17 protein-coding genes and 2 pseudogenes are annotated in these 18,648 nt (G+C 67.9%); 11 read left to right on the forward strand and 8 right to left on the reverse strand.

Translation table 11 applies throughout. The features are described 5' to 3' along the window. Positions 1–54 precede the first annotated feature (54 nt). Positions 55–810 (reverse strand): SDR family NAD(P)-dependent oxidoreductase, encoded by a 756-nt coding sequence (locus WMF36_RS28120; RefSeq protein WP_437573845.1) that lies wholly within the window; start codon positions 808–810, stop codon positions 55–57. Further along, on the reverse strand, positions 798–1,232 hold the full coding sequence (locus tag WMF36_RS28125; RefSeq protein ID WP_437573846.1) for a DUF4082 domain-containing protein: 435 nt from the start codon (positions 1,230–1,232) through the stop codon (positions 798–800). Before WMF36_RS28125 ends, WMF36_RS28120 begins: the two co-directional genes overlap by 13 nt. A 623-nt stretch (positions 1,233–1,855) precedes the next feature. Here WMF36_RS28125 and WMF36_RS28130 point away from each other — a divergent pair. Both WMF36_RS28130 and WMF36_RS28135 read left to right on the forward strand, forming a co-directional pair. After that, positions 1,856–3,160 (forward strand): peptidylglycine alpha-amidating monooxygenase, encoded by a 1,305-nt coding sequence (locus tag WMF36_RS28130; protein ID WP_437573847.1) that lies wholly within the window; start codon positions 1,856–1,858, stop codon positions 3,158–3,160. A 430-nt stretch (positions 3,161–3,590) separates the two neighbouring features. After that, a complete protein-coding gene (locus WMF36_RS28135) occupies positions 3,591–4,859 on the forward strand; it encodes a hypothetical protein (RefSeq protein WP_437573848.1) in 1,269 nt (422 codons plus the stop codon). A gap of 573 nt (positions 4,860–5,432) precedes the next feature. On the opposite strand, the gene WMF36_RS28140 is transcribed toward WMF36_RS28135, so the two are convergent. Continuing rightward, the gene (locus WMF36_RS28140) at positions 5,433–6,722 is read right to left on the reverse strand and encodes a transposase (RefSeq protein ID WP_437573849.1); all 1,290 of its coding nucleotides are present in this window, start codon (positions 6,720–6,722) and stop codon (positions 5,433–5,435) included. Between the two features lie 32 nt (positions 6,723–6,754). Here WMF36_RS28140 and WMF36_RS28145 point away from each other — a divergent pair. The 4 genes and pseudogenes from WMF36_RS28145 to WMF36_RS28160 all read left to right on the forward strand — a co-directional run. After that, positions 6,755–7,522, forward strand: a pseudogene (locus WMF36_RS28145) (transposase); the annotation flags it as partial. A 456-nt stretch (positions 7,523–7,978) separates the two neighbouring features. After that, positions 7,979–8,221 (forward strand): annotated as a pseudogene (locus WMF36_RS28150) (transposase); the annotation flags it as partial. A 3-nt stretch (positions 8,222–8,224) separates the two neighbouring features. Beyond that, positions 8,225–8,677: a hypothetical protein gene (locus tag WMF36_RS28155; RefSeq protein ID WP_437582059.1), complete on the forward strand. Its 453-nt coding sequence runs from the start codon at positions 8,225–8,227 to the stop codon at positions 8,675–8,677. A gap of 221 nt (positions 8,678–8,898) precedes the next feature. Continuing rightward, positions 8,899–9,255, forward strand: coding sequence for a glycoside hydrolase family 30 beta sandwich domain-containing protein (locus WMF36_RS28160; protein ID WP_437573850.1), 357 nt, complete (start codon positions 8,899–8,901; stop codon positions 9,253–9,255). Positions 9,256–9,280: 25 nt separating this feature from the next. On the opposite strand, the gene WMF36_RS28165 is transcribed toward WMF36_RS28160, so the two are convergent. Then, on the reverse strand, positions 9,281–10,480 hold the full coding sequence (locus WMF36_RS28165) for a poly(ethylene terephthalate) hydrolase family protein (RefSeq protein WP_437573851.1): 1,200 nt from the start codon (positions 10,478–10,480) through the stop codon (positions 9,281–9,283). A 510-nt stretch (positions 10,481–10,990) separates the two neighbouring features. Next, complete coding sequence (locus tag WMF36_RS28170) at positions 10,991–11,797, reverse strand: transposase (protein WP_437573852.1); 807 nt, start codon at positions 11,795–11,797, stop codon at positions 10,991–10,993. A gap of 352 nt (positions 11,798–12,149) precedes the next feature. Between WMF36_RS28170 and WMF36_RS28175 the strand changes: the two genes are divergently transcribed. Continuing rightward, positions 12,150–12,845 carry a hypothetical protein gene (locus WMF36_RS28175; RefSeq protein WP_437573853.1) on the forward strand — a complete coding sequence of 232 codons (696 nt, stop codon included), beginning with the start codon at positions 12,150–12,152 and terminating at the stop codon, positions 12,843–12,845. Positions 12,846–12,936: 91 nt separating this feature from the next. On the opposite strand, the gene WMF36_RS28180 is transcribed toward WMF36_RS28175, so the two are convergent. Further along, complete coding sequence (locus WMF36_RS28180; protein WP_437573854.1) at positions 12,937–13,485, reverse strand: nuclear transport factor 2 family protein; 549 nt, start codon at positions 13,483–13,485, stop codon at positions 12,937–12,939. Positions 13,486–13,938: 453 nt separating this feature from the next. Then, positions 13,939–14,721 carry an IS630 family transposase gene (locus WMF36_RS28185; RefSeq protein ID WP_437573855.1) on the reverse strand — a complete coding sequence of 261 codons (783 nt, stop codon included), beginning with the start codon at positions 14,719–14,721 and terminating at the stop codon, positions 13,939–13,941. A gap of 428 nt (positions 14,722–15,149) precedes the next feature. On the opposite strand from WMF36_RS28185, the gene WMF36_RS28190 reads away from it, so the two are divergent. Further along, on the forward strand, positions 15,150–15,431 hold the full coding sequence (locus tag WMF36_RS28190) for a hypothetical protein (protein WP_437573856.1): 282 nt from the start codon (positions 15,150–15,152) through the stop codon (positions 15,429–15,431). Positions 15,432–15,962: 531 nt separating this feature from the next. On the opposite strand, the gene WMF36_RS28195 is transcribed toward WMF36_RS28190, so the two are convergent. Next, positions 15,963–16,487 carry a hypothetical protein gene (locus WMF36_RS28195; protein WP_437573857.1) on the reverse strand — a complete coding sequence of 175 codons (525 nt, stop codon included), beginning with the start codon at positions 16,485–16,487 and terminating at the stop codon, positions 15,963–15,965. 253 nt (positions 16,488–16,740) lie between these two features. On the opposite strand from WMF36_RS28195, the gene WMF36_RS28200 reads away from it, so the two are divergent. The 3 genes from WMF36_RS28200 (at position 16,741) to WMF36_RS28210 (ending at position 18,581) form a co-directional block, all read left to right on the forward strand. Then, positions 16,741–17,085 carry a hypothetical protein gene (locus tag WMF36_RS28200; protein ID WP_437573858.1) on the forward strand — a complete coding sequence of 115 codons (345 nt, stop codon included), beginning with the start codon at positions 16,741–16,743 and terminating at the stop codon, positions 17,083–17,085. A gap of 150 nt (positions 17,086–17,235) precedes the next feature. Beyond that, the gene (locus tag WMF36_RS28205; protein WP_437573859.1) at positions 17,236–17,433 is read left to right on the forward strand and encodes a hypothetical protein; all 198 of its coding nucleotides are present in this window, start codon (positions 17,236–17,238) and stop codon (positions 17,431–17,433) included. A 134-nt stretch (positions 17,434–17,567) separates the two neighbouring features. Continuing rightward, on the forward strand, positions 17,568–18,581 hold the full coding sequence (locus WMF36_RS28210) for an NADP-dependent oxidoreductase (RefSeq protein ID WP_437581972.1): 1,014 nt from the start codon (positions 17,568–17,570) through the stop codon (positions 18,579–18,581). Positions 18,582–18,648 lie beyond the last annotated feature (67 nt).

The following is an 18,648-nucleotide window of genomic DNA, read 5'->3' on the forward strand; positions in this document are numbered from 1 at the left end:
ATGGTACCTCCTCGAGTTGCTTGCCCCGGCCGGGGCATCGGTCATGGGAATGGCTCAGGCGCAGGTGTAACCGCCGTCGACGAGCAGCTCGGTGCCGGTGATGTACGAGGCGCCGTCGGAGAGCAGGAAGACCACCGGCCTGGCGAGCTCCTCCGGCCGGGCATAGCGCTTCATGGGCGTGGCCGCCGCGAATCCCTGGAGCATCTGCTTGCCCTGCTCGGCGTGCGGATCCCAGATCTCCGTCTCCACCGGCCCGGGGCACACCGCGTTCACCCGGATCCCCTCCGCCGCGTGGTCCAGCGCCGCCGCCTTGGTCAGGCCGATGATGCCGAATTTCGTGGTCACGTAGACGCCGAACCCGGGCGCCCCGACCTTGCCGCCGATCGAGGAGCAGTTCACGATGCTCCCGCCCTGCCGCTTCAGCTCCGGGATCTGGTACTTCATGGACAGGAAGATGGAGCGCAGGTTCAGGTCCAGGACCTTCTGGTAGCTCTCGGAGGAGATGGCATCCAGCTTCCCCAGGGCGTCCAGCGCCCCGGCGTTGTTGAACGCGCCGTCCAGCCTCCCGTGCTCGCGCACCGTCCGGGCCACGAGGTTCTCGATGTCCTTCTCCTGCGTGACGTCGGTCCGCACGAACGTCGCTGTGCCGCCCTGATCGCGGATCCGGGCCACGAGCGCCGCGCCGACCTCCTCCCGGCGCGCGGCCAGCACGACGGTCGCCCCCTCCCTGGCCGCCTCGAGGGCCGTCGCCGCCCCGATGCCCGAGGTGGCGCCCGTGATGATGATCACCTTGTTCTTCAACAATGCCATGATGACATCCTTCCGATGTGGCCCGGTATGCCCGCAGCTCCAGCGGGAGGGCTGGCTATCCCCGGGTGAGGGAGCGGCGGCGCGAGGCGCCGCCGTTGATCAGGGCTGGGTGACGGAGAAATGTCCCAGCCGTTCAGGTTGCCGTCCTCGAAGTTGTCGCTGAAGATCACGAACGGCTCGGCCTCGAACACGACGTCGCGGAAGTAGTTGCTGTTCTGGTACGTCTGGGTGGGCCGGGCGCCGGCCGAGGTGCTGTAGACGCCGCTGCCGACGAAGGTGACCAGGTTGCCGTTGTTGATGGGCGAATTGAAGCCGCCGTTCGTGGCGGCGTACCAGCGGTCGCTGCTGTTCGATACCGAGACGGTGTAGGTCATGTTGGCCTGAACCCGGAGCGGCGTGAGGAGCGTGAGCGGATAGGACAAGCAAACGCGTTCCGCAAAGTCAAGATTCTCGGAGCCGTTCCTGACTCGTGCAGTCCGACTGTACGAGCTCATTGACAGAACGGGCCTTATGCGATGAGGCAGGCCTTCCACGCCTGAAACGCCTGGGATTACCGCGACGTAGCACCAAGCGGAAGGCATCCTACCGTATAGCTGTACCCTACTGGCGGCGCGCCACGGCGCGTTCGGCCCGAGCACGCCGCTGAGCCTCAGTAGCGGGCTCGGGCGCGCCCCGTAGATGGATCCCCGCGCGCGACCCTAGTCCGCAGCCGAGCTTTGACCAGACGGCACCGCGCCTCCTGGCGCGCGAGCGCCTCGATACCTTCCGCGTGAGCGCACCGTTGAACGATCTCAGAGCGGGCGGGCACTCACCGAAGGAGCACCGACGCCAGGTCGCCGGCCCGTCCGTAGACCTGGGTCGCCGGTGCTCTCACGCGCCAAGTCTCCCGCTGTTCTCGGGAGCTCGCGGCGCGCGTTCTTCTTCCACCCAATTCGACGGCGTCTTTCGGAATCTCGGTCTTCGACCGCCCTTTCAAAAAGCTGCAGATCAGCGCTCGATACCATCGAACGCCGATTCAGGTCGCACTTTTCCCCGAGGAGCTCGCATGAATCGTAGTCGTTATTTGTTCTCGGCGCTGTCCTTCCTATCCGCTCTCGTGGTCGTCGCGTGCAGCGACGCCGAGAAGGGCAGCAGCGGCTCATCCGGCTCCGGTCCGGAGAACGGCAACGCGGAAGCGCTGCCGTGCGACGTCGACAAGATCCTCTCCACGAAGTGCCAGACCTGTCACGGGGCGTCCCCGAAGTTCGGCGCGCCGTTCCCGCTGGTCGACCGGAGCGATCTGGTCGCGCCCGCGGTGAGCGATCCCAACAAGAAGGTCTACGAGCTCGTCGCCGCACGCGCCCGCGACACCGCGCGCCCCATGCCTCCGCCCCCAACCGAGCGCCTGACCGCCGCGGAGCTCGCGATCTTCGATCAATGGATCGCCGCCGGCATGCCGGCCGGTAAAGACACGTGCGTCGACCCGGGCGGCGGCGGAACCATCGACCCTCCGACCCTGAGCTGCACACCGGATGTCCTGCTAGCGCCGTCCGCGCCTTACGTCATGCCGAAGGACGTCCAGGACCAGTATATGTGTTATGGGGTCGATGTAGAGATCGGCCAGAAACGACACCTCGTCGGGATCGCACCCCAGATCGACAACAGCACCATTGTACACCATATCCTGCTCTTCAAGGCGGATGAGGCGTCTCCCTCGACGCCCACGCCCTGTGAGGGGGGCGACATCCAGGGGGCTCTTTTGTCCGTCTGGGCGCCCGGCGGCAAGGCCACGGAGCTGCCGCTAGAGGCGGGCTTCCCGCTGGAAGGCACGGCACACTTCGTAGTCCAGGTGCACTACAGCAACATCAAAGGCCTCGACGGGCAGCAAGACAGCACCGGCTTCAACGTCTGCACGACGACGGAGCTCCGCCCCAACGACGCCGGCATCTTCTCGTTCGGCACAGAAGACATCAACATCCCGCCTCACGGCTCGCTCGACGTGAGCTGCGATTACCAGTTCCCGCGGGATATGGGGGCGATTTCGGTAATCAGTGTTATGCCGCACATGCACGATCTCGGCAAGCACCTGTCGAGCAACACGGTGCCCACGGACGGCAGCGAGCCGAGCAACCTGGGGCTCGCCGATCCGTGGAACTTCGACAACCAGATCTGGTACGACAACGATACCATCCTTCGAGGCGGCGACACCGTGAGGACGCGTTGCGCGTGGGACAACCCGGGCAACAGGGCCGTGGAATTCGGGGAGCGGACGGTGGATGAGATGTGTTATAATTTCGTGATGTACTATCCGTCTCAAGAGCTAGAGTTGACTACTCCGACGGACGACGCGTCCTGTGTGACGACAAAATAGACCAGCTCGTGCAAGACGCGCGGCCTGTGCCCAAGCGGAGGCGCGCGCCGTTCGGTGAGAGCGCTCGTAAGCCTGGCGAACAGGAGCACCGCGCGCGCCGCCGGGCGCCTTCGAGGGTCTCTTCGATCCGCGCGCCACCCCGAACGGCCGCGTCGATCGCTTCGCTTTCAGCGACAGCGTGCTCGCGGGTGGAGCATCGCGGCGGCTAGGACATCCAAGGGCGATCTGCTGCGGAGCCCCCCGTCGGCGCTCCGCCGCCGATGCACGGACCGCGGCAGCTTGCCCGCTCCAGGCGCAGCGCTGGCGGCGTGTGGCCTCCGGCGGGCACACGTCCCCTTCGCCCCCCTTCCTCGCGCTCGCGTCACGCTGCCTCGCACCCCGTTGGGTCGCGCGCTCGGGCCACGGCCGGCCCCTCGGTCGGCAGCCCCAGGTGGACCAAGATAGCGGTCACCACCTCGGGCAGGTGCCGGATTCAAGGGCTAGCGCCGCTCCACGCGCTAGTTACACTCAGGCCGGCGGCATGAACATTCCCCAAGCAATTCCGACAGTGCCAAGCGGCCTGCGCGCGCACGTGGCGCCATCTGCCTACGCCGGCCACGTCCTTCTGGATGGCCCGCTGCTTGATGCGCTCGTGGCCCTCATCGAGGGGCCGATCGTGACCTGGAACGAGGTGGAGCGGTGCGAGCTCGCGATCCGAGCGATCGTGCTGCACACCGGCTGCTCCGCGATCGAGCCTCCTACGGACGGATCACTCACGTCCATCCTCGAGCCGTTCGATCCCTCGCTCCCGTTCTCCGAGGAGGACCCTCTCATTTCGCCCTCGCTCCGCGCCGAGCTTCACGCTGCCGCGGAGCTTCCGGGCGCCCACATCAACGCGGCGGTGACACACGCTCTGGAGCACGGCCTTGCCCGCCCGTTGAGCGATGCTCAGCGGCGCGATTCCTCCCTGCGAAGAGGTGGCGCAGTTCTCTTCCGGGGCGGGAGCCCGGTGGAGGTCGCTGTGCCCGGGATGATGTCCGTCGTGACCGAGTCCGTCCACCGCGTGCAGCGCGCAATACGTCTCATCGCCGCCGAGCTAGGGGGCGCCGGCGTGTATTGGGGAAGCGCAACGGAGCCTACCGAGAAGGTCCTCGCGGACACCTTGAAGCTCCTGGACAAGTGGTTCGATCCTCTCGAAGGAGCCGAGCTGGCGCGCCCGCGTGTCTACCTCGTGCTGCCCGTCTTCCTCGCGGTCGTCCTGAGCCGCGCCTCTCGGCGGGATCAGATCCTTAGCGCGATCATCGACCTGCGCGGGGAGCTCCTTGGCGCCGTGAAGGACCTGCACGACAAGCTGACCGCCCTCAACGCGGTTACGAACCAAGCCGAGGGAATCAAGATCCTCAAGGAGATCGAACGCTACCCCGAGCGCATCGCGCAGCTGGCGAAGGCGGAGCTCTCCGTGTGGCAGTGGATCCGCCACGTGGGCCCAGAAGCGCTCGGCGGGCTGGTCTCGTTGGCGAGCGGAAACGCCTTCGGCTTGGCGGTGTCCGGCATCAAGGTTCTGAACAGCTCGGCGGCCGGCGTCGCGCGGTTCAACTACGACGTGCGCCCGTCCCTGTCCGATCGCCTGTATCGCGAAGCAAAAGGCGTGCGCCTCGTCGAGCATCGTCCCCTGCTCGAGAAGCACCTGATGCCGGGCGAGCTGGCCGCCCTCTTCTGACTTGCGCCGCTGAGCGTCTCGAAAGGCGAGCAAGACGTGCGATACTGTAGACTCGTGCCACGTGGCAACCCACAACCATCCCGCAGCTTCTCGAAGGGGCGGACCGAGTTCGTCAGCACCAAGCCGGATGGGCCCCTCGGACGCACCAGGCAGCAGATGTTCGGGCGCCCGACGTTACTCGTGCTTCGCGCGCCCGCTTGGCCCTCGCGCTAGGTCGGCACGATGAGCGCTGCCGGTACGAGCCGTATAGCGTGAGGCTCCTCCCCTTGCCTGATGCCGTGCCGCCGAGCAAGCCGCTGGTGCTGCGGTCCGGGCTGCCTCGCTCCGCTCGGCAGCCCGGACCGCAGCACACCGGCCGATCGTTAGACGAAGGGGACCCCATGGCCAAGGTGCTTCCGACAGATCACACCGGCGGCTAGGACATCCAAGGGCGATCTGCTGCGGAGCCCCCGTCGGCGCTCCGCCGCCGATGCACGGACCGCGGCAGCTTGCCCGCTCCAGGCGCAGCGCTGGCGGCGTGTGGCCTCCGGCGGGCACACGTCCCCTTCGCCGCCCCCCTTCCTCGCGCTCGCGTCACGCTGCCTCGCACCCCGTTGGGTCGCGCGCTCGGGCCACGGCCGGCCCCTCGGTCGGCAGCCCCAGGTGGACCAAGATAGCGGTCACCACCTCGGGATCGTGAAGGTCCGCGATCACCCGACGCCGACCGCCACAAGGGCAGGCGAGGACATCTTCGAGGTACACGCGGCGAAGCAAACGGGCCCAGTCGAACCGCGCGCCGACGACCTGCACCACGCCGCTGCCGAGGCTGGTCCTGCCTGGGCTCGAGCGCGGCACGTCGCCCTCCTCGGGCACCTCGTCACGCCTCGCGCCCCCATCGACGAGGATCGCCGCCGCGTTGCCGTCCTCCTTCTCCTTGCCCTTGCGCCTCTTCCGCTTCGGGGCGTCGTGGGCTGCCTTCGCCGCCGCAACGCCTCCGCGGCCGTACACCACGACGGCGGCGCGCCACGGCGCGTTCGGCCCGAGCACGCCGCTGAGCCTCAGTAGCGGAAATCTCGGCGGAGGAATCAGCCCTGCAACGCGGGCCAAGAAAGAGACAGGCGTCATCACCAGGTGCGTCGCCCCGTTGCGCCTCGGCCTTCTCAACCGATACGCCACACGGCCGTCCGGCAGGAGCGACAGTCGCTCCAAACTGAACGGCGGACGCGCACCGTAGCGGCAGAGTCGCTCGCGTCCCTCTGCATCGTCGGCGCGCACCGTGATACCCGCATTCACGTTGAAGCCACCGACCTCCGCCGTCCACGGCCCCTTGCCTCGTGGCGCATGCGGCTCGTCGTCGTCGCTCCCGAGCTGCGCGCCGCCGTCGCCGAGTCGCAGGAACACACCGTCGAAGAGCCCCATCTGCATGCACGCTTCGAGCGGCTCGACCTCGCGTGGCTCGTTCGAGCGCTCCTCGGCGGGTCGCTCGTCGATGAGCTTCCTTCGCCGGAGCCACCGCACCATCCGCTTCTCGACGCGCGCCGCTACGTGCGCGATCTCCTCGTGCGACGGCGCCCGCCCTTCGTGAAAGACGAGCGCGCCGTCCTCCGCCTTCGTGAAGACGCCGTCGGGCGCCACGACGTGCAGGTGCACGAAACACCGGAGCATGGAATCGAACCGCTGGACGAACGTGACCGCCCCGGTCTCCCCGCCCTGCACCCCGAACGCCGCCGCGCGTTGCTTCTGCCACCGCGCGATCTCCTCGACGAAGAAGCGGTTCTGCGCGGTGAGCGCGTCAGGCCGCAGCGCGAGCACCCGACGCACTTCATAAGGCGCCGTGAGCACCCACTGCCGGAGCGGCACGTCGGGCAGCACGTGGTCGACCAAGTGCGCCGCGCTCCCGCACATTCGCCGCGCCGAGGCTCAGCATCCTCCGCGACGGTCGGGTGGCCTATCAGGTGAAATACCCGCGGCGAAAAGGAACGCATCGGGTGATGACGCCGATTGTGTTTTTCGCGAGGCTCGCCGCGCTGGTGCCGCCGCCGCGCCATCCGCTGGTGCGCTACCACGGTGTGCTCGCGCCGCATGCGAAGCAACGCAGCCTCGTGGTGCCGAAGGCGACGGGGAAGGCGCGTAAGGGCGAGCAGCGCGCCGGAGCTGATAGCGCGGGCAGCGATGACAAGAAGAAGACGACGACGATCACGCCCTTGCCGGCGAGGCAGGCGCCGAAGGGGCCGGCGAGAGGCATGGAGACGCCGTCGCGCAGAGGAGACGAGCGAAGCGAGGCGGCGCCGTCGGCAGTGTCGGAGCGAGGCGCTCGGGACGTGGCGGTTGGGGCGCTGTTGACGATGGTGCATGGCGCGGTCGAGCGCGAGCGGGTGTCGACTGCGCTGGGCGCTGTACTGCCGTGGGCTGATGTTGGATTCGTGTCGGAGGGGATCTCGGTTCGACATCTTGATCGGCTGCTGGATGGGCTCCTTCTGGCGACGTCGCCTCGCGTCGAATGGGCGAAGCTTTTGCGGCGGACTTACGCAGTAGATGTTCTCGCGTGCCCGCGATGCAGCGGGCGGATGCGACTCATGGCCGCGATCACGGACAAGGCGACGGCGAGGAAGATCTTGAGCCACCTCGGTCTGTTCGCCGAGCCGCTGGAGTGCCGCGCGCGGTACCCGGCGGACCCCGCGTGACGAAACTGAAAGGGGAGGGACGCTGCTCGACGACGTGGCCGGGGGGAGGTCTGCCCTGAGGTGCGTGCGCCGGCCATCACGACGCGCCGCGAACCGCGACGGCGGCCGTTTGGACGAGCTCAGTAGTGTACAGCTATACGGTAGGATGCCTTCCGCTTGGTGCCAGTAGTGTACAGCTATACGGTAGGATGCCTTCCGCTTGGTGCGACGTCGCGGTAATCGCAGGCGTTTCACGAGTGGAAGGCCTGTCTGATCGCATAAGGCCCGTTCTGTCAATGAGCTCGTACAGTCGGACTGCACGAGTCAGGAACGGCTCCGAGAATCTTGACTTCGCGGAACGCGTTTGCTTGTCCTATCCGCCTCGGCGACGGCGGCGCGCAGCTCGGGAGCGACGACGACGAGCCGCATGCGCCACGAGGCAAGGGGCCGTGGACGGCGGAGGTCGGTGGCTTCAACGTGAATGCGGGTATCACGGTGCGCGCCGACGATGCAGAGGGACGCGAGCGACTCTGCCGCTACGGTGCGCGTCCGCCGTTCAGTTTGGAGCGACTGTCGCTCTTGCCGGACGGCCGTGTGGCGTATCGGTTGAGAAGGCCGAGGCGCAACGGGGCGACGCACCTAGTGATGACGCCTGTCTCTTTCTTGGCCCGCGTTGCAGGGCTGATTCCTCCGCCGAGATTTCCGCTACTGAGGCTCAGCGGCGTGCTCGGGCCGAACGCGCCGTGGCGCGCCGCCGTCGTGGTGTACGGCCGCGGAGGCGTTGCGGCGGCGAAGGCAGCCCACGACGCCCCGAAGCGGAAGAGGCGCAAGGGCAAGGAGAAGGAGGACGGCAACGCGGCGGCGATCCTCGTCGATGGGGGCGCGAGGCGTGACGAGGTGCCCGAGGAGGGCGACGTGCCGCGCTCGAGCCCAGGCAGGACCAGCCTCGGCAGCGGCGTGGTGCAGGTCGTCGGCGCGCGGTTCGACTGGGCCCGTTTGCTTCGCCGCGTGTACCTCGAAGATGTCCTCGCCTGCCCTTGTGGCGGTCGGCGTCGGGTGATCGCGGACCTTCACGATCCCGAGGTGGTGACCGCTATCTTGGTCCACCTGGGGCTGCCGACCGAGGGGCCGGCCGTGGCCCGAGCGCGCGACCCAACGGGGTGCGAGGCAGCGTGACGCGAGCGCGAGGAAGGGGGGCGGCGAAGGGGACGTGTGCCCGCCGGAGGCCACACGCCGCCAGCGCTGCGCCTGGAGCGGGCAAGCTGCCGCGGTCCGTGCATCGGCGGCGGAGCGCCGACGGGGGCTCCGCAGCAGATCGCCCTTGGATGTCCTAGCCGCTCGGCGAAGCCAACGCCTGGCTCTGGTGGTGGTACTCGGGCAACACCACGAACGAAGGCTTGATTCAGCAGTCAGGCAGCGTCACCACCAAGCGCTACTACACGTTCGGAAACTTCACCCGCTACATTCGCCCCGGCTACCACCGCGTCGCCGTCACCGGCGTCTTCCCGGAAAAGGTCCTCGTCAGCGCCTACACAAACGACAGCGGCAAAGTCGTCGTCGTCGCCATCAACGAGACAACCTCCGCCCAGACCGTTCCCCTCGCCTTCGCAGGCGGCACCGCGCCAAGCGCGATGGTCCCCTTCGTGACCGCCGCTTCGAAGAACTGGGCCGAAGGAACTCCCGTCACCGTAACGGACGCCACGCTCCCGATGGCCCTCGAAGCCATGAGCGTGACGACGTTCGTGAGTCAGTGAAGCCTAGCCAGATCGGCCCCGTCGCTCAGGGGACCTTCATCAGGGCGTTCTGCTCTGCTTGCACGCGGCCATCGGTGCAGAACTTGCAGTTGTCGCCGTAGAAGAAGTTCCTGTTCGCTGTGTCATCCATCAGATGAACGCGGAACCAGGCCGCGGCCGACGACAGGGACACGCCATTTGCGCCCTGATAGACCCAGCTACCGTGATCCGCGTTGAGCTCGTTGAGGAAAAACGCGGGCTGATCGGTGACCGTCTTGAAGACATCGTGGACCCCGCTGCATTTCACCGTGGAGTCGTTCCCCCCGCAGAAGAACAACATGGGGGTGTGCACTCCCTCGAGGGCACTGGTGCCGCAAATCGTGCCGAGGGCCGAGAAACGGGGATCGGAGGCCGTCTTGCAAGTCGACATGCCCCCATAGGAATGGCCAAGCTGGCCGATCTTCGTGGTGTCGAGGGCGTGATAGTACGGGCTGCTCGCATCCTCGGCTTGTTCCAAGATCCAATCGAGGCCCGCGGTCGTGGGAAGAGGATCGCCTTCGGCGGTCGCGGTGCTGAGAGAAGCCACCACGACGAAACCGTGGGACGCGAGATGGTTGACGATCGGTCCGTATTGTCCGCACCACTGATTGCTGCCGGCGTTGACGACGCATTTCGGCGGGTTCTGCTCCGGATTGTCCCGGTAGCCATTGGCCCAGATCAGGATCGGATGGCAGTGGCCGCTGGTTGCGATATTGCTCGGGCGGTACACGTTGAAGCGCTGTTGCTCGTCCCCATAGATCGGATCGGGAACGACGCCGGCGAGGGGGCCGACGTTCTTGTCTGCGGTGACCGAGAAGGGGCCCGTCTTGGTAGGATCGGCCGTGGGGAACGGGTCGCCGACGCAGCTACTGACCGAGCCGCCGCTACCGGTCGTGCCGCCGCTTCCGGCATTTCCTTGGCCGCCGCTGCCCGGTTGCCCGCCCGAAGCCGCGCCACCCGTGGCCCCACTCGAGCCGCCCGACGCCGAGCCGCCAGCCCCACCACTGGATGCGCCGCCGCTGGATGCGCCGCCGCTTTCGGCCGTTCCCCCAGAGCCCGTCGCACCACCGGAGGCCGTGCCCCCGCTGCCCGTCCCACCGCTGTCCGTGCCAACCGCGCCCCCGCTCGCGGCAGCGTCCCCATTCGATCCGTTACCACACGCCGCGGTGGAAACGCACACGCCCAAAGCCAGTAGCCAACGCCTCATGGTGACTCTGTCCTCGCCCAGCCGCTCAGCGTCGTCAAGCGCTTTGGCGGATAGGACAAGCAAACGCGTTCCGCAAAGTCAAGATTCTCGGAGCCGTTCCTGGCTCGTGCAGTCCGACTGTACGAGCTTATCGACAGAACGGGCCCTATGCGATCAGGCAGGTCTTCCACGCCTGAAATGCCTGGGATTACCGCGACGTAGCACCAAGCGGAAGGCATCCTACCGTATAGCTGTACCCTACTGAGCGCGCGTGCGTGCGTGCGCGCCCGTAAGGGGAGGAGAAAATATCCCGCAACATCCCGCAGTCGCCGAAAGCCCGCGCCGTTGCTCGGCTTTCCTTGCGGGATGTCGTGCGGGATGTCGCGATCCCACACCCCGCAACATCCCGCTGCCGGGTCGCGTCGCTTGAGCCCCAAGAACGAGGGCGCCGCTCGCATGGGGTCGAGCAGCGGGCACAGGTTGGCCAACGGCCACGCGCGAGCGGCACGCTGAGGGACGAGGCCGAGAGGCTCACGCCGCGTCGAACGACGGGTCTCTGGCCCTGGCGATGGGCGGCGGCTCGGTGGGGATGCCGAGATGGGTCAGGAGCGCCACGATGGCTTCGCGCTGCGCACGTTGACCGATGTCGGCGACGACCCGCCGGCGCCTACCGCACGGACACGCGAGCACATCGTCCAAATAGACGCGGCGGATGAGGGAAGCCCAGTCGATGCGTGCGTAGACGGGCAGGACGATGCCGTCGCCGAGGCTGGTGCGCGCGCTCGCCGGAGGGTCCCTGCTAGCCGCGGGAGGTGGCGCCGTGATGTCGTTGGCGCAGGTCGGTGGCGCCGTCGCGCTCGTCTTCGTCTTCGTCTTCGTCTCCGGCACCGGGATGCCCGTCCCCGCGGGCCGGTGAGGCACCACGGCGGCTCGCCACGACGAGCCCGACGCGAGCGCGCCGGAAAGGCGCAGCAACGGATACCGGGGTGGAGGCACGAGAGCCGCGATGCGCGCCAGAAAATGCACGGGCGCCAGCACCAGGTGAGTCGCGCCGTTGCGACGGGGCTTGCGAAGACGGTACGCGACGCGGCCATCGGGCAGGAGCGAGATGCGCTCCAGGCTCAAGGGCGGGCGCGCGCCGTAGCGGCACAGCCGTTCAAGGCCGGCGCGATCCCCCGCGCGGATCGTGACGCCCGCATGGATGTTGAAGCCTGCCACCTCACCGGCCCACGGGCTCTTGCCCCGGGGGCGGAAGCGATCCTCGTCGTCCGCCTCTGCGAGGGGGACGCCGTCCTCATCGAGGCGCACAAAGGTGCCGCCGAAGAGCGACAGTTGCATGCACGCTTCGAGCGGGGAGAGCTCAGTGCATCGGGCCGCAGGGCGAGCAGGCGGCGCACGGCAAACGGCGTCGTTAGCACCCACTGGCGCACGGGCACATCGGGCAGGACATGATCGACAAGATGCGCCGCGGTCCCGCACATCCGCCGGGCCGAGCACGAGGGGCACGTGCCTCGGCATTTACACGAGTAGGCGACGAGTCGCCCTCGGCAAGGAGGACGACGCCGAGTTCGTCGCGTACGTCGATGACGCCACGCACAGCCTGAAGGTCGCCAGGCGGGTCGGCGGCACCGCCGGCAACTGCGGCTTCCTCAGCCAGTGGAGCTGCGAGACGGTCGTCGCCGCGGACGTGGTGAACTCGCCCTCGATCGCGGTCAAGTTCGACTCGGCGCTCGATGATTACGTGGTTCACGTCGTCTACACCTTCGAGCCGAACAGCAAGGAGACGAGGCTGGGATACGCGCGGAAGGCGGGCGGGGCGCCCTGGTCCACCGCGGTGATCAAGGCGAACGCGGGCTTCATCAGGCTGGCTTCCGACGCGATCGCCCTCGACGGCTCGGCACCGTTCGTCGCCTATGACGAGGACTTTGTCGGGGTGCAGGTGAGCCAGCTTCTGGGGCCCGCGCTCAGCAACTGGGTGACCACCCTGATCGACGCGAACGGCGGGGCCTCCGCGTCCATGGACATCAAGTCGAACCGTCGCGAAATCGCGTACACGAGCGGCACCGCGAGCAGCATCGCGTTGAAGCACTCCTGGTGGAGCGCGATGACCGGCGCCTGGACGGTGAGCACCGTCGACACGGCGCTGGGCGACTGGGATGCATCGCTGGTGATCGACGACGCCTTGAACACGCACATCGGCTACCGGAAGTCCAACGCGCCCTGGCGGGCCAAGCAGGCGAGCGGCGTGTGGAGCACCGCGGGCACGGTCACGCCCTTTGCTGCGGGCCTGAGGCCCACCATTCAGGTCGACACACAGCTCTCGCCCGACAAGACGATCCTCGTCCACAGCAACAGCTTCGGCGTGATCCAGATCACCTCCGAGTAGGCAGCTCTCGCCAGCCGGACAGGGGGCGGCGTCGGCGTCGGCGACGTGCGCGCCGCCCCCTCCAGGACCACGATCACAGCAGCTGTAGACGTCAGTCGCTCGGCAGCAGGGGAAGCTCCTCGTTGGGCAGGCCGACGGACCAGTGCCCCTGGACGATCTTCCACTGTCCGCTCTCCTTGCGGAAGACGAGGGACAATCGGGTCGGGACGTCGCCGCCCAGGAAAGCGAACGTCGGATCATCCGCCACCCAGGCGACGTGGCCCTCCTGCTTCAGCTGGAGGAGCCCCCCGGTGGTCTCGATCGGGAGTCCCCCGTCGTTCGGGTATCCCAGGCCGTCGAGGAACACGAACATCTCCTCCCACCATTGAACGATGGCCGTGTGGCCGGTAAAGACCTCCCCCGGCGCCGTGCCGAGGAACAGCGCGTCGGGAGAGGTCGAGATGATGCCTTCCATGAAATCGATATCGCCCGTGGTGGATGCCTCATAGAACTGCTGCACCAGGCTGGCGATCTGGGTGTGCTCCGGGACGGTGAGGCAGACGGGCACGGCCTCAGCGGTGTTCATCGTGCCTCCGAGCGCCAGCATGGCCGTCGACGCCGCGATCACCTGAAAGACTTTTCTCATTGAACCGTTCTTCATATGCGTCCTCATTCGCTGAGTTCACCGAGCAGAGCACGAGTAATCGAAGCATCGACCATCGTCCTCTCTCCTCTGCCGGCAGCAGACGAACGCAACCAGGTGGGTTCCGGAAGCGCGACGCTGCTGCTCGGCCTCGCTCGCAGGGTCATTGCACGCCATGTGCCAGGCGCGGAGACCGCTCGATTTCTCGATCCGTCGCGCTCCACGCGCCGGACAATGAGCCGCCCGCCTTCAAATGCGGCCCATTCCCCCGTGACATGTCACGAATCGCAGCGTGACATGTCACGGGTCGCGCCGTGACATGTCACGGATCGCAGCGTGACGTGGCCACGCGTGCATCGGGGGGCGACGCCATCCCCGAGCGCGACGAATCTGTGCTGGCGAACCGGTGATCGCGGAAGAGAGCCAGCGCGACGCGACCTAGTGGACTGTTCGACAAGTTTTTTAACATAATCACGCGGCATGCCGCTCAACCCAGCGGTGCATCTTCTGCCGCGTCCAGGACCACCTGAAAGGGTGAGCGTAGAGCTGGTCGTACTCCCGCCAGCTCACGTTCAGGTGCTCGACGAACTGCTGGCGGCTGTTCCAGCTGCCGCGCTTCAGGTAGCGCTCGCTGAATGCGCGCAGCAGCAACTCGGCCTGGTTGAGCCACGAGGCGTGCGCCGGCGTCACAAGCACGCGGACGTGCGGGTAGAGGGTACGCAGCAGGGTGGTGGTCTCCTGTGCGACGTGGGACGGGGCTCCGTCCCAGATCAGGTGCACGCGTCGCGCATTGCAGCACTCGTGGAGTAACTCGGGCAGGATCGCGCGCAGGTGCTCGCTATCGTTCCGGCTGGGGCACCACCCGCGCATCTTGCCCGTGTGCACATCGAGCACGGCGGCGAAGTTCACCGTCCCGTGCCGGATGTACTCGAACTCCTGGTGCTCGATCTGGCCGCGCCTCACGGGGCGGGTCGGTCGTCGACGTTCGAGCACCTGGATGTTCGGCTTCTCGTCGAAGCAAAGTACAACTTCGCCGCGCGCAGCTAGATCCGAGGCTCTTTCGTAGCACCACAGGATGCGCGTCGCCCTCCTCTCGAAGTCGGCATCGATCGTGGGCGTCTTCCAGTACCGCGAACGGTGGGGTTGGAGATCGGCGGTACGCAAGATCAGCGAGACGGTCGAGTGCGCGATTTTCGGCACCAGCCCACGCTCAGCCGCCACCTTCGCCAGGCTGCGTGTCGACCAGTGCGTCATGTGCAGCCCGAGCCCTGCGGGCTCACAACAGGCGAGCATCTCGAGGCCGACGCGTTGCAGAGGGGGAAAAAGCCCGGGGCCGACCTTCGCGAGGAGCGTCCTCGGCCGCCCGAACCCCCAACTTTTCGTACCGACGGCAGAGGTGCCAGATGGTCTCGCGCCTCTGCTCCACGTGCGCCGCCAGCTCCTCCACGACCGTCGCCGGGTCTGCCATGGCCAAGAGCACCCGAGCTCGGCGAGCGACGCGTTGCTCGGTGCGTCCATCGCGCACCAGCCGCTCCAGGTACGCCCGATCCTCCCGCGACAGCTCGATCCTCCTGGGTGGTCGTCCTCGCATGCCGAAGCTTACGCCACCCCGGGGAATATGTTAAAAAACTTATCGAACAGTCCACTAGCGCGCGATCTGGTCGCGGAGGAGCGGCAGGGTGATGGGGCCCCGCTCGCACCGGCCCGAGCAGCGCCTCGACGCGCGCTACCTGGCGCGCGCGGCAGCGCGCGTCGCCGAGGTCGGGCACGCGATCGTCGCAGGTGCGGACGCCGATGAACGTCGCCTCGATGGGCTCGGCCCCGAGCCGGACGTCGGGGCGCACACCGCCGCGCCGAGCCGAGCGCCGCTCCAGGGCTGCGGCTCGACGACTGAAGGTGGGCCGCAGCCCGGCGATGACAGGTGGGCCGCAGTCCGGCGGTGCGCGAAGTCACGTTCGACGTGAAAACCGGTTGACACCGAAGGTGCTCTTTCGTCGTTTGCGCGCCGCTCGGCGCGCAGCGCGTTCATGCCCGTCCGGGTCACGTCATCTCGGCGTCTTGGTTTTCAACGTCCCAGGGGGGATCTGGAGATCTGGTTGATGCGTCGTGTCCATTACTCGCTTACCTGGATTGCTTGTTCGATCTTCGCGTCGCTCGCTGGGTGCGCATCCGACCGCGCCGGCTCCACGGAGGCTCTCGCCGACGTTGACGGTGACCACGGCGGTGGCCCCGGAGGCTCACCGGCCCCGGGGAGCGGCGCCGGCGCGGGGGCCGGCGCGGCGGGCTGCGACGGGCTCGCCGTCAGGCTTCGGGCGGCGCTCGAAGCGGCGATCGACGCCCAGGGGCTCCCCGGAGCTGCCGCTGCCGTGGACCTCGGAGGCTGCTCCTTTCGTGGCGCGGCGGGCATGGCCGACATCGAGACGAGGACGCCGGTGAAGCCAGGAGATCTCTTCCGCGTCGGGAGCATCACCAGAGGCTAGGACGAGCCGGCCGGATCACGAAAGGCAGAACGGCGCGGGCCACGAACGCGGGCTGGCGATCGGGGATGCGCGTGGGACGAAAAGGCCCAAGAACGAGGGCGCCGCTCGCATGGGGTCGAGCAGCGGGCAGAGGTTGGCCAACGGCCACGCGCGAGGGCCCGCGAACATCAGCGTGACGACGCTCGCCGCCGGGACGACCGCCGTGCTCCAGCAGAACGCCAGGATCGCGCCCGTCACCGGCAGCGCCATGAATGCGCCGGCCGTCGCGAACCGCTGCGTCATGAGCAGCGTCGCGGCCACCGGCTGGACCACGCCCACGAACGTGTAGAAGTGCCCGGTCGCGTGGAACGCTTGCAAGAACTCGTGGAACGGGCCGCGATTCCCCGGATTCGTGAACGGCTCGCCGAGGATCTTCTTCAGCCCCGCCGGCAGGAACGCGAAGCCGATCAGGATGCGCAGGTTCACCACGGCGAGGTGCGCCCACCGGCGCTGCCGGAACCAGGCGACCATCGCCTCGATGCGGTCCATCACGGAGTCCACGGGCCGCGCAGTGTAGCCGCGCCGCGCACGCCACGGATCTGAAACCGTGGAACTCCCGGCCGTGTCAAGCCCCGCAGGGACGGCGCCGGGCGAGAGTTCTACGGTTTCCTACCCGCCACGGCTCACCTTGGGATCGCGCAAGAATGCGCAAGCGACGCCGCGAGCGTTGGGCCTTTCCATCGCGCGTTCGTGCGCGGTAACGTAGCCGCATCGCAGCAAGGATCGCTGCACACCACCTGCACGGGAGTTATTGATGCAGCATCCGCCGACTACGGTTCCGCCACTGGTGTTCGACTTCGAGGGGGCCGCCGCGATCCCAGTGGGACACCAGGTAGACATCACGGTGTTCGAACCGGACGGCGGCGAGCCTGGTGTGTTGATCATCGATCGCACCACCGGCGTGGTGTACGCACCGTGGTGGCTGTACGAGCGACGCAGCATGATCGTGCGCGAGGGGCCGAGGCCTCACGAACTGCGCACCGATCTGCGGGTGCGCGGACGAGTCCAAGCTCGGGTGCTGCAGTGTCGGGTGCTGATGACACGGCAGCACTCCCAGTCAGAGCAACAACGCACCACGCTGGTGGTGGCACCGATTTAGCAGGGCGTCCGCACGCCAAGTGGGGTGGGCAGATCGCTCGAATCGGCCATGTTTCGGCTAGCCCGACACGCCTCACAGACCTCACGAAGCTTGGTACGGCGAAAGTCGTCGATCGGCTCCCCGTCGCGCTACGTCGAGTGGGCCGTGCTCATGAAGCGTTCGTTCGGCTTCGATGCGCTCCGCTGCCCGAGATGCGAACGGAGGATGCGCGTGCTTTCCACGATCACCGACTCAGCGGTGGTGCGCCGCATCCTCGATCCTCTGAACTTACCCTCGCAGCCCAGAACGGCAGCACCCGCGCGCGATCCAACGTGGCAGCCGATGGCGTTCGGGTTCGACGCGGCGTAGGTGGGCACCCGGCCCGAGCCCGTCATGGCGAGCGCACGCCGCGGTCGTCGAGCCAGAGCTGCGCCCAGTGCACGGCGCGCGGGCCCCGCGTCGGCGCGACAAAATAATCGGTGTAAACTGCGCGCACCATGCAGATGCGCGCGTTCGTTTTGAAGCGATATGGCGGCCCCGAGGCGACCGAGCTGCGCGAGGTGCCGCGCCCCGAGCCCGGCCCCGGCGAGCTGAGGATCCGCGTGCACGCGGCCGGCCTCAACCCGGTCGACTTCAAGACCCGTCAGGGCCAGCTGCGGGTCATCCGCCGCTACCCGCTGCCGATCGTGCTCGGCAACGAGCTGGCCGGCACGGTCGACGCGACCGGGCCGGGTGTCACCCGCTTCGTCGTCGGCAATCGTGTGTACACGCGGGTCAACAAGGACGTGATGGGCGCGCTGGCCGAGTACGCCTGCGTGCGCGAGGACCTGGTCGCGCACATGCCCGCCACGCTCGGCTTCACCGCGGCCGCCGGTGTGCCGCTGGCAGGCCTGACGGCGCTGCAGGCCCTGCGCGACGTGCTGCGGGTCGCGCCGGGTCAGCGCATCTTCATCCCCGGCGGCGCGGGTGGGGTCGGCACCTTTGCGATCCAGCTGGCGCGCAACTTCGGCGCGCACGTGTCGACGACGGCGTCGCCGCGCGGTGAGGCGCTGGTGCGTCGGCTCGGCGCCGAGGTCGTGGTCGACTACACGCGCAGCCGCTTCGAGGACGAGCTGCGCGACCACGACGGCGCCTTCGACCTGGTCGGCCGCGACACGCTGGCGCGCAGCTTCGCGGTCGTGAAGCGCGGGGCGACCGTCGTCTCGATCGCCGGCGTGCCCGAGCCCCGGACCGCGCTCGTCGACCTCGGCGGGCGCGGCGGGCTGGCGGCGCTGTTCTGGCTGATCAGCGCGAAGACGCGGCTGCAGGCGGCGCGCCGCGGGGTCGACTATCGCTTCCTGTTCATGCACTCGAGCGGGGCCGACCTCGCCGAGCTCGCGCGCACGATCGACGCCGGCAAGCTCGAGGTCATCGTCGACCGCACGTTCGCGCTCGACCAGGTCGCCGAGGCCTTCGCCTATCTCGAGAGCGGCCACGCCAAGGGCAAGGTCGTCGTCCGCATCGCCGACGACGTATAGAATTGCGAGGACCCCGGCCGCACCCACTTTCGTGGCGCGGCCGGGGTCCGGTGAATGTCGGCGTCGC

It is taken from the genome of Sorangium sp. So ce887, assembly GCF_051521455.1.
Taxonomy (GTDB): Bacteria; Myxococcota_A; Polyangia; order Polyangiales; family Polyangiaceae; genus Sorangium.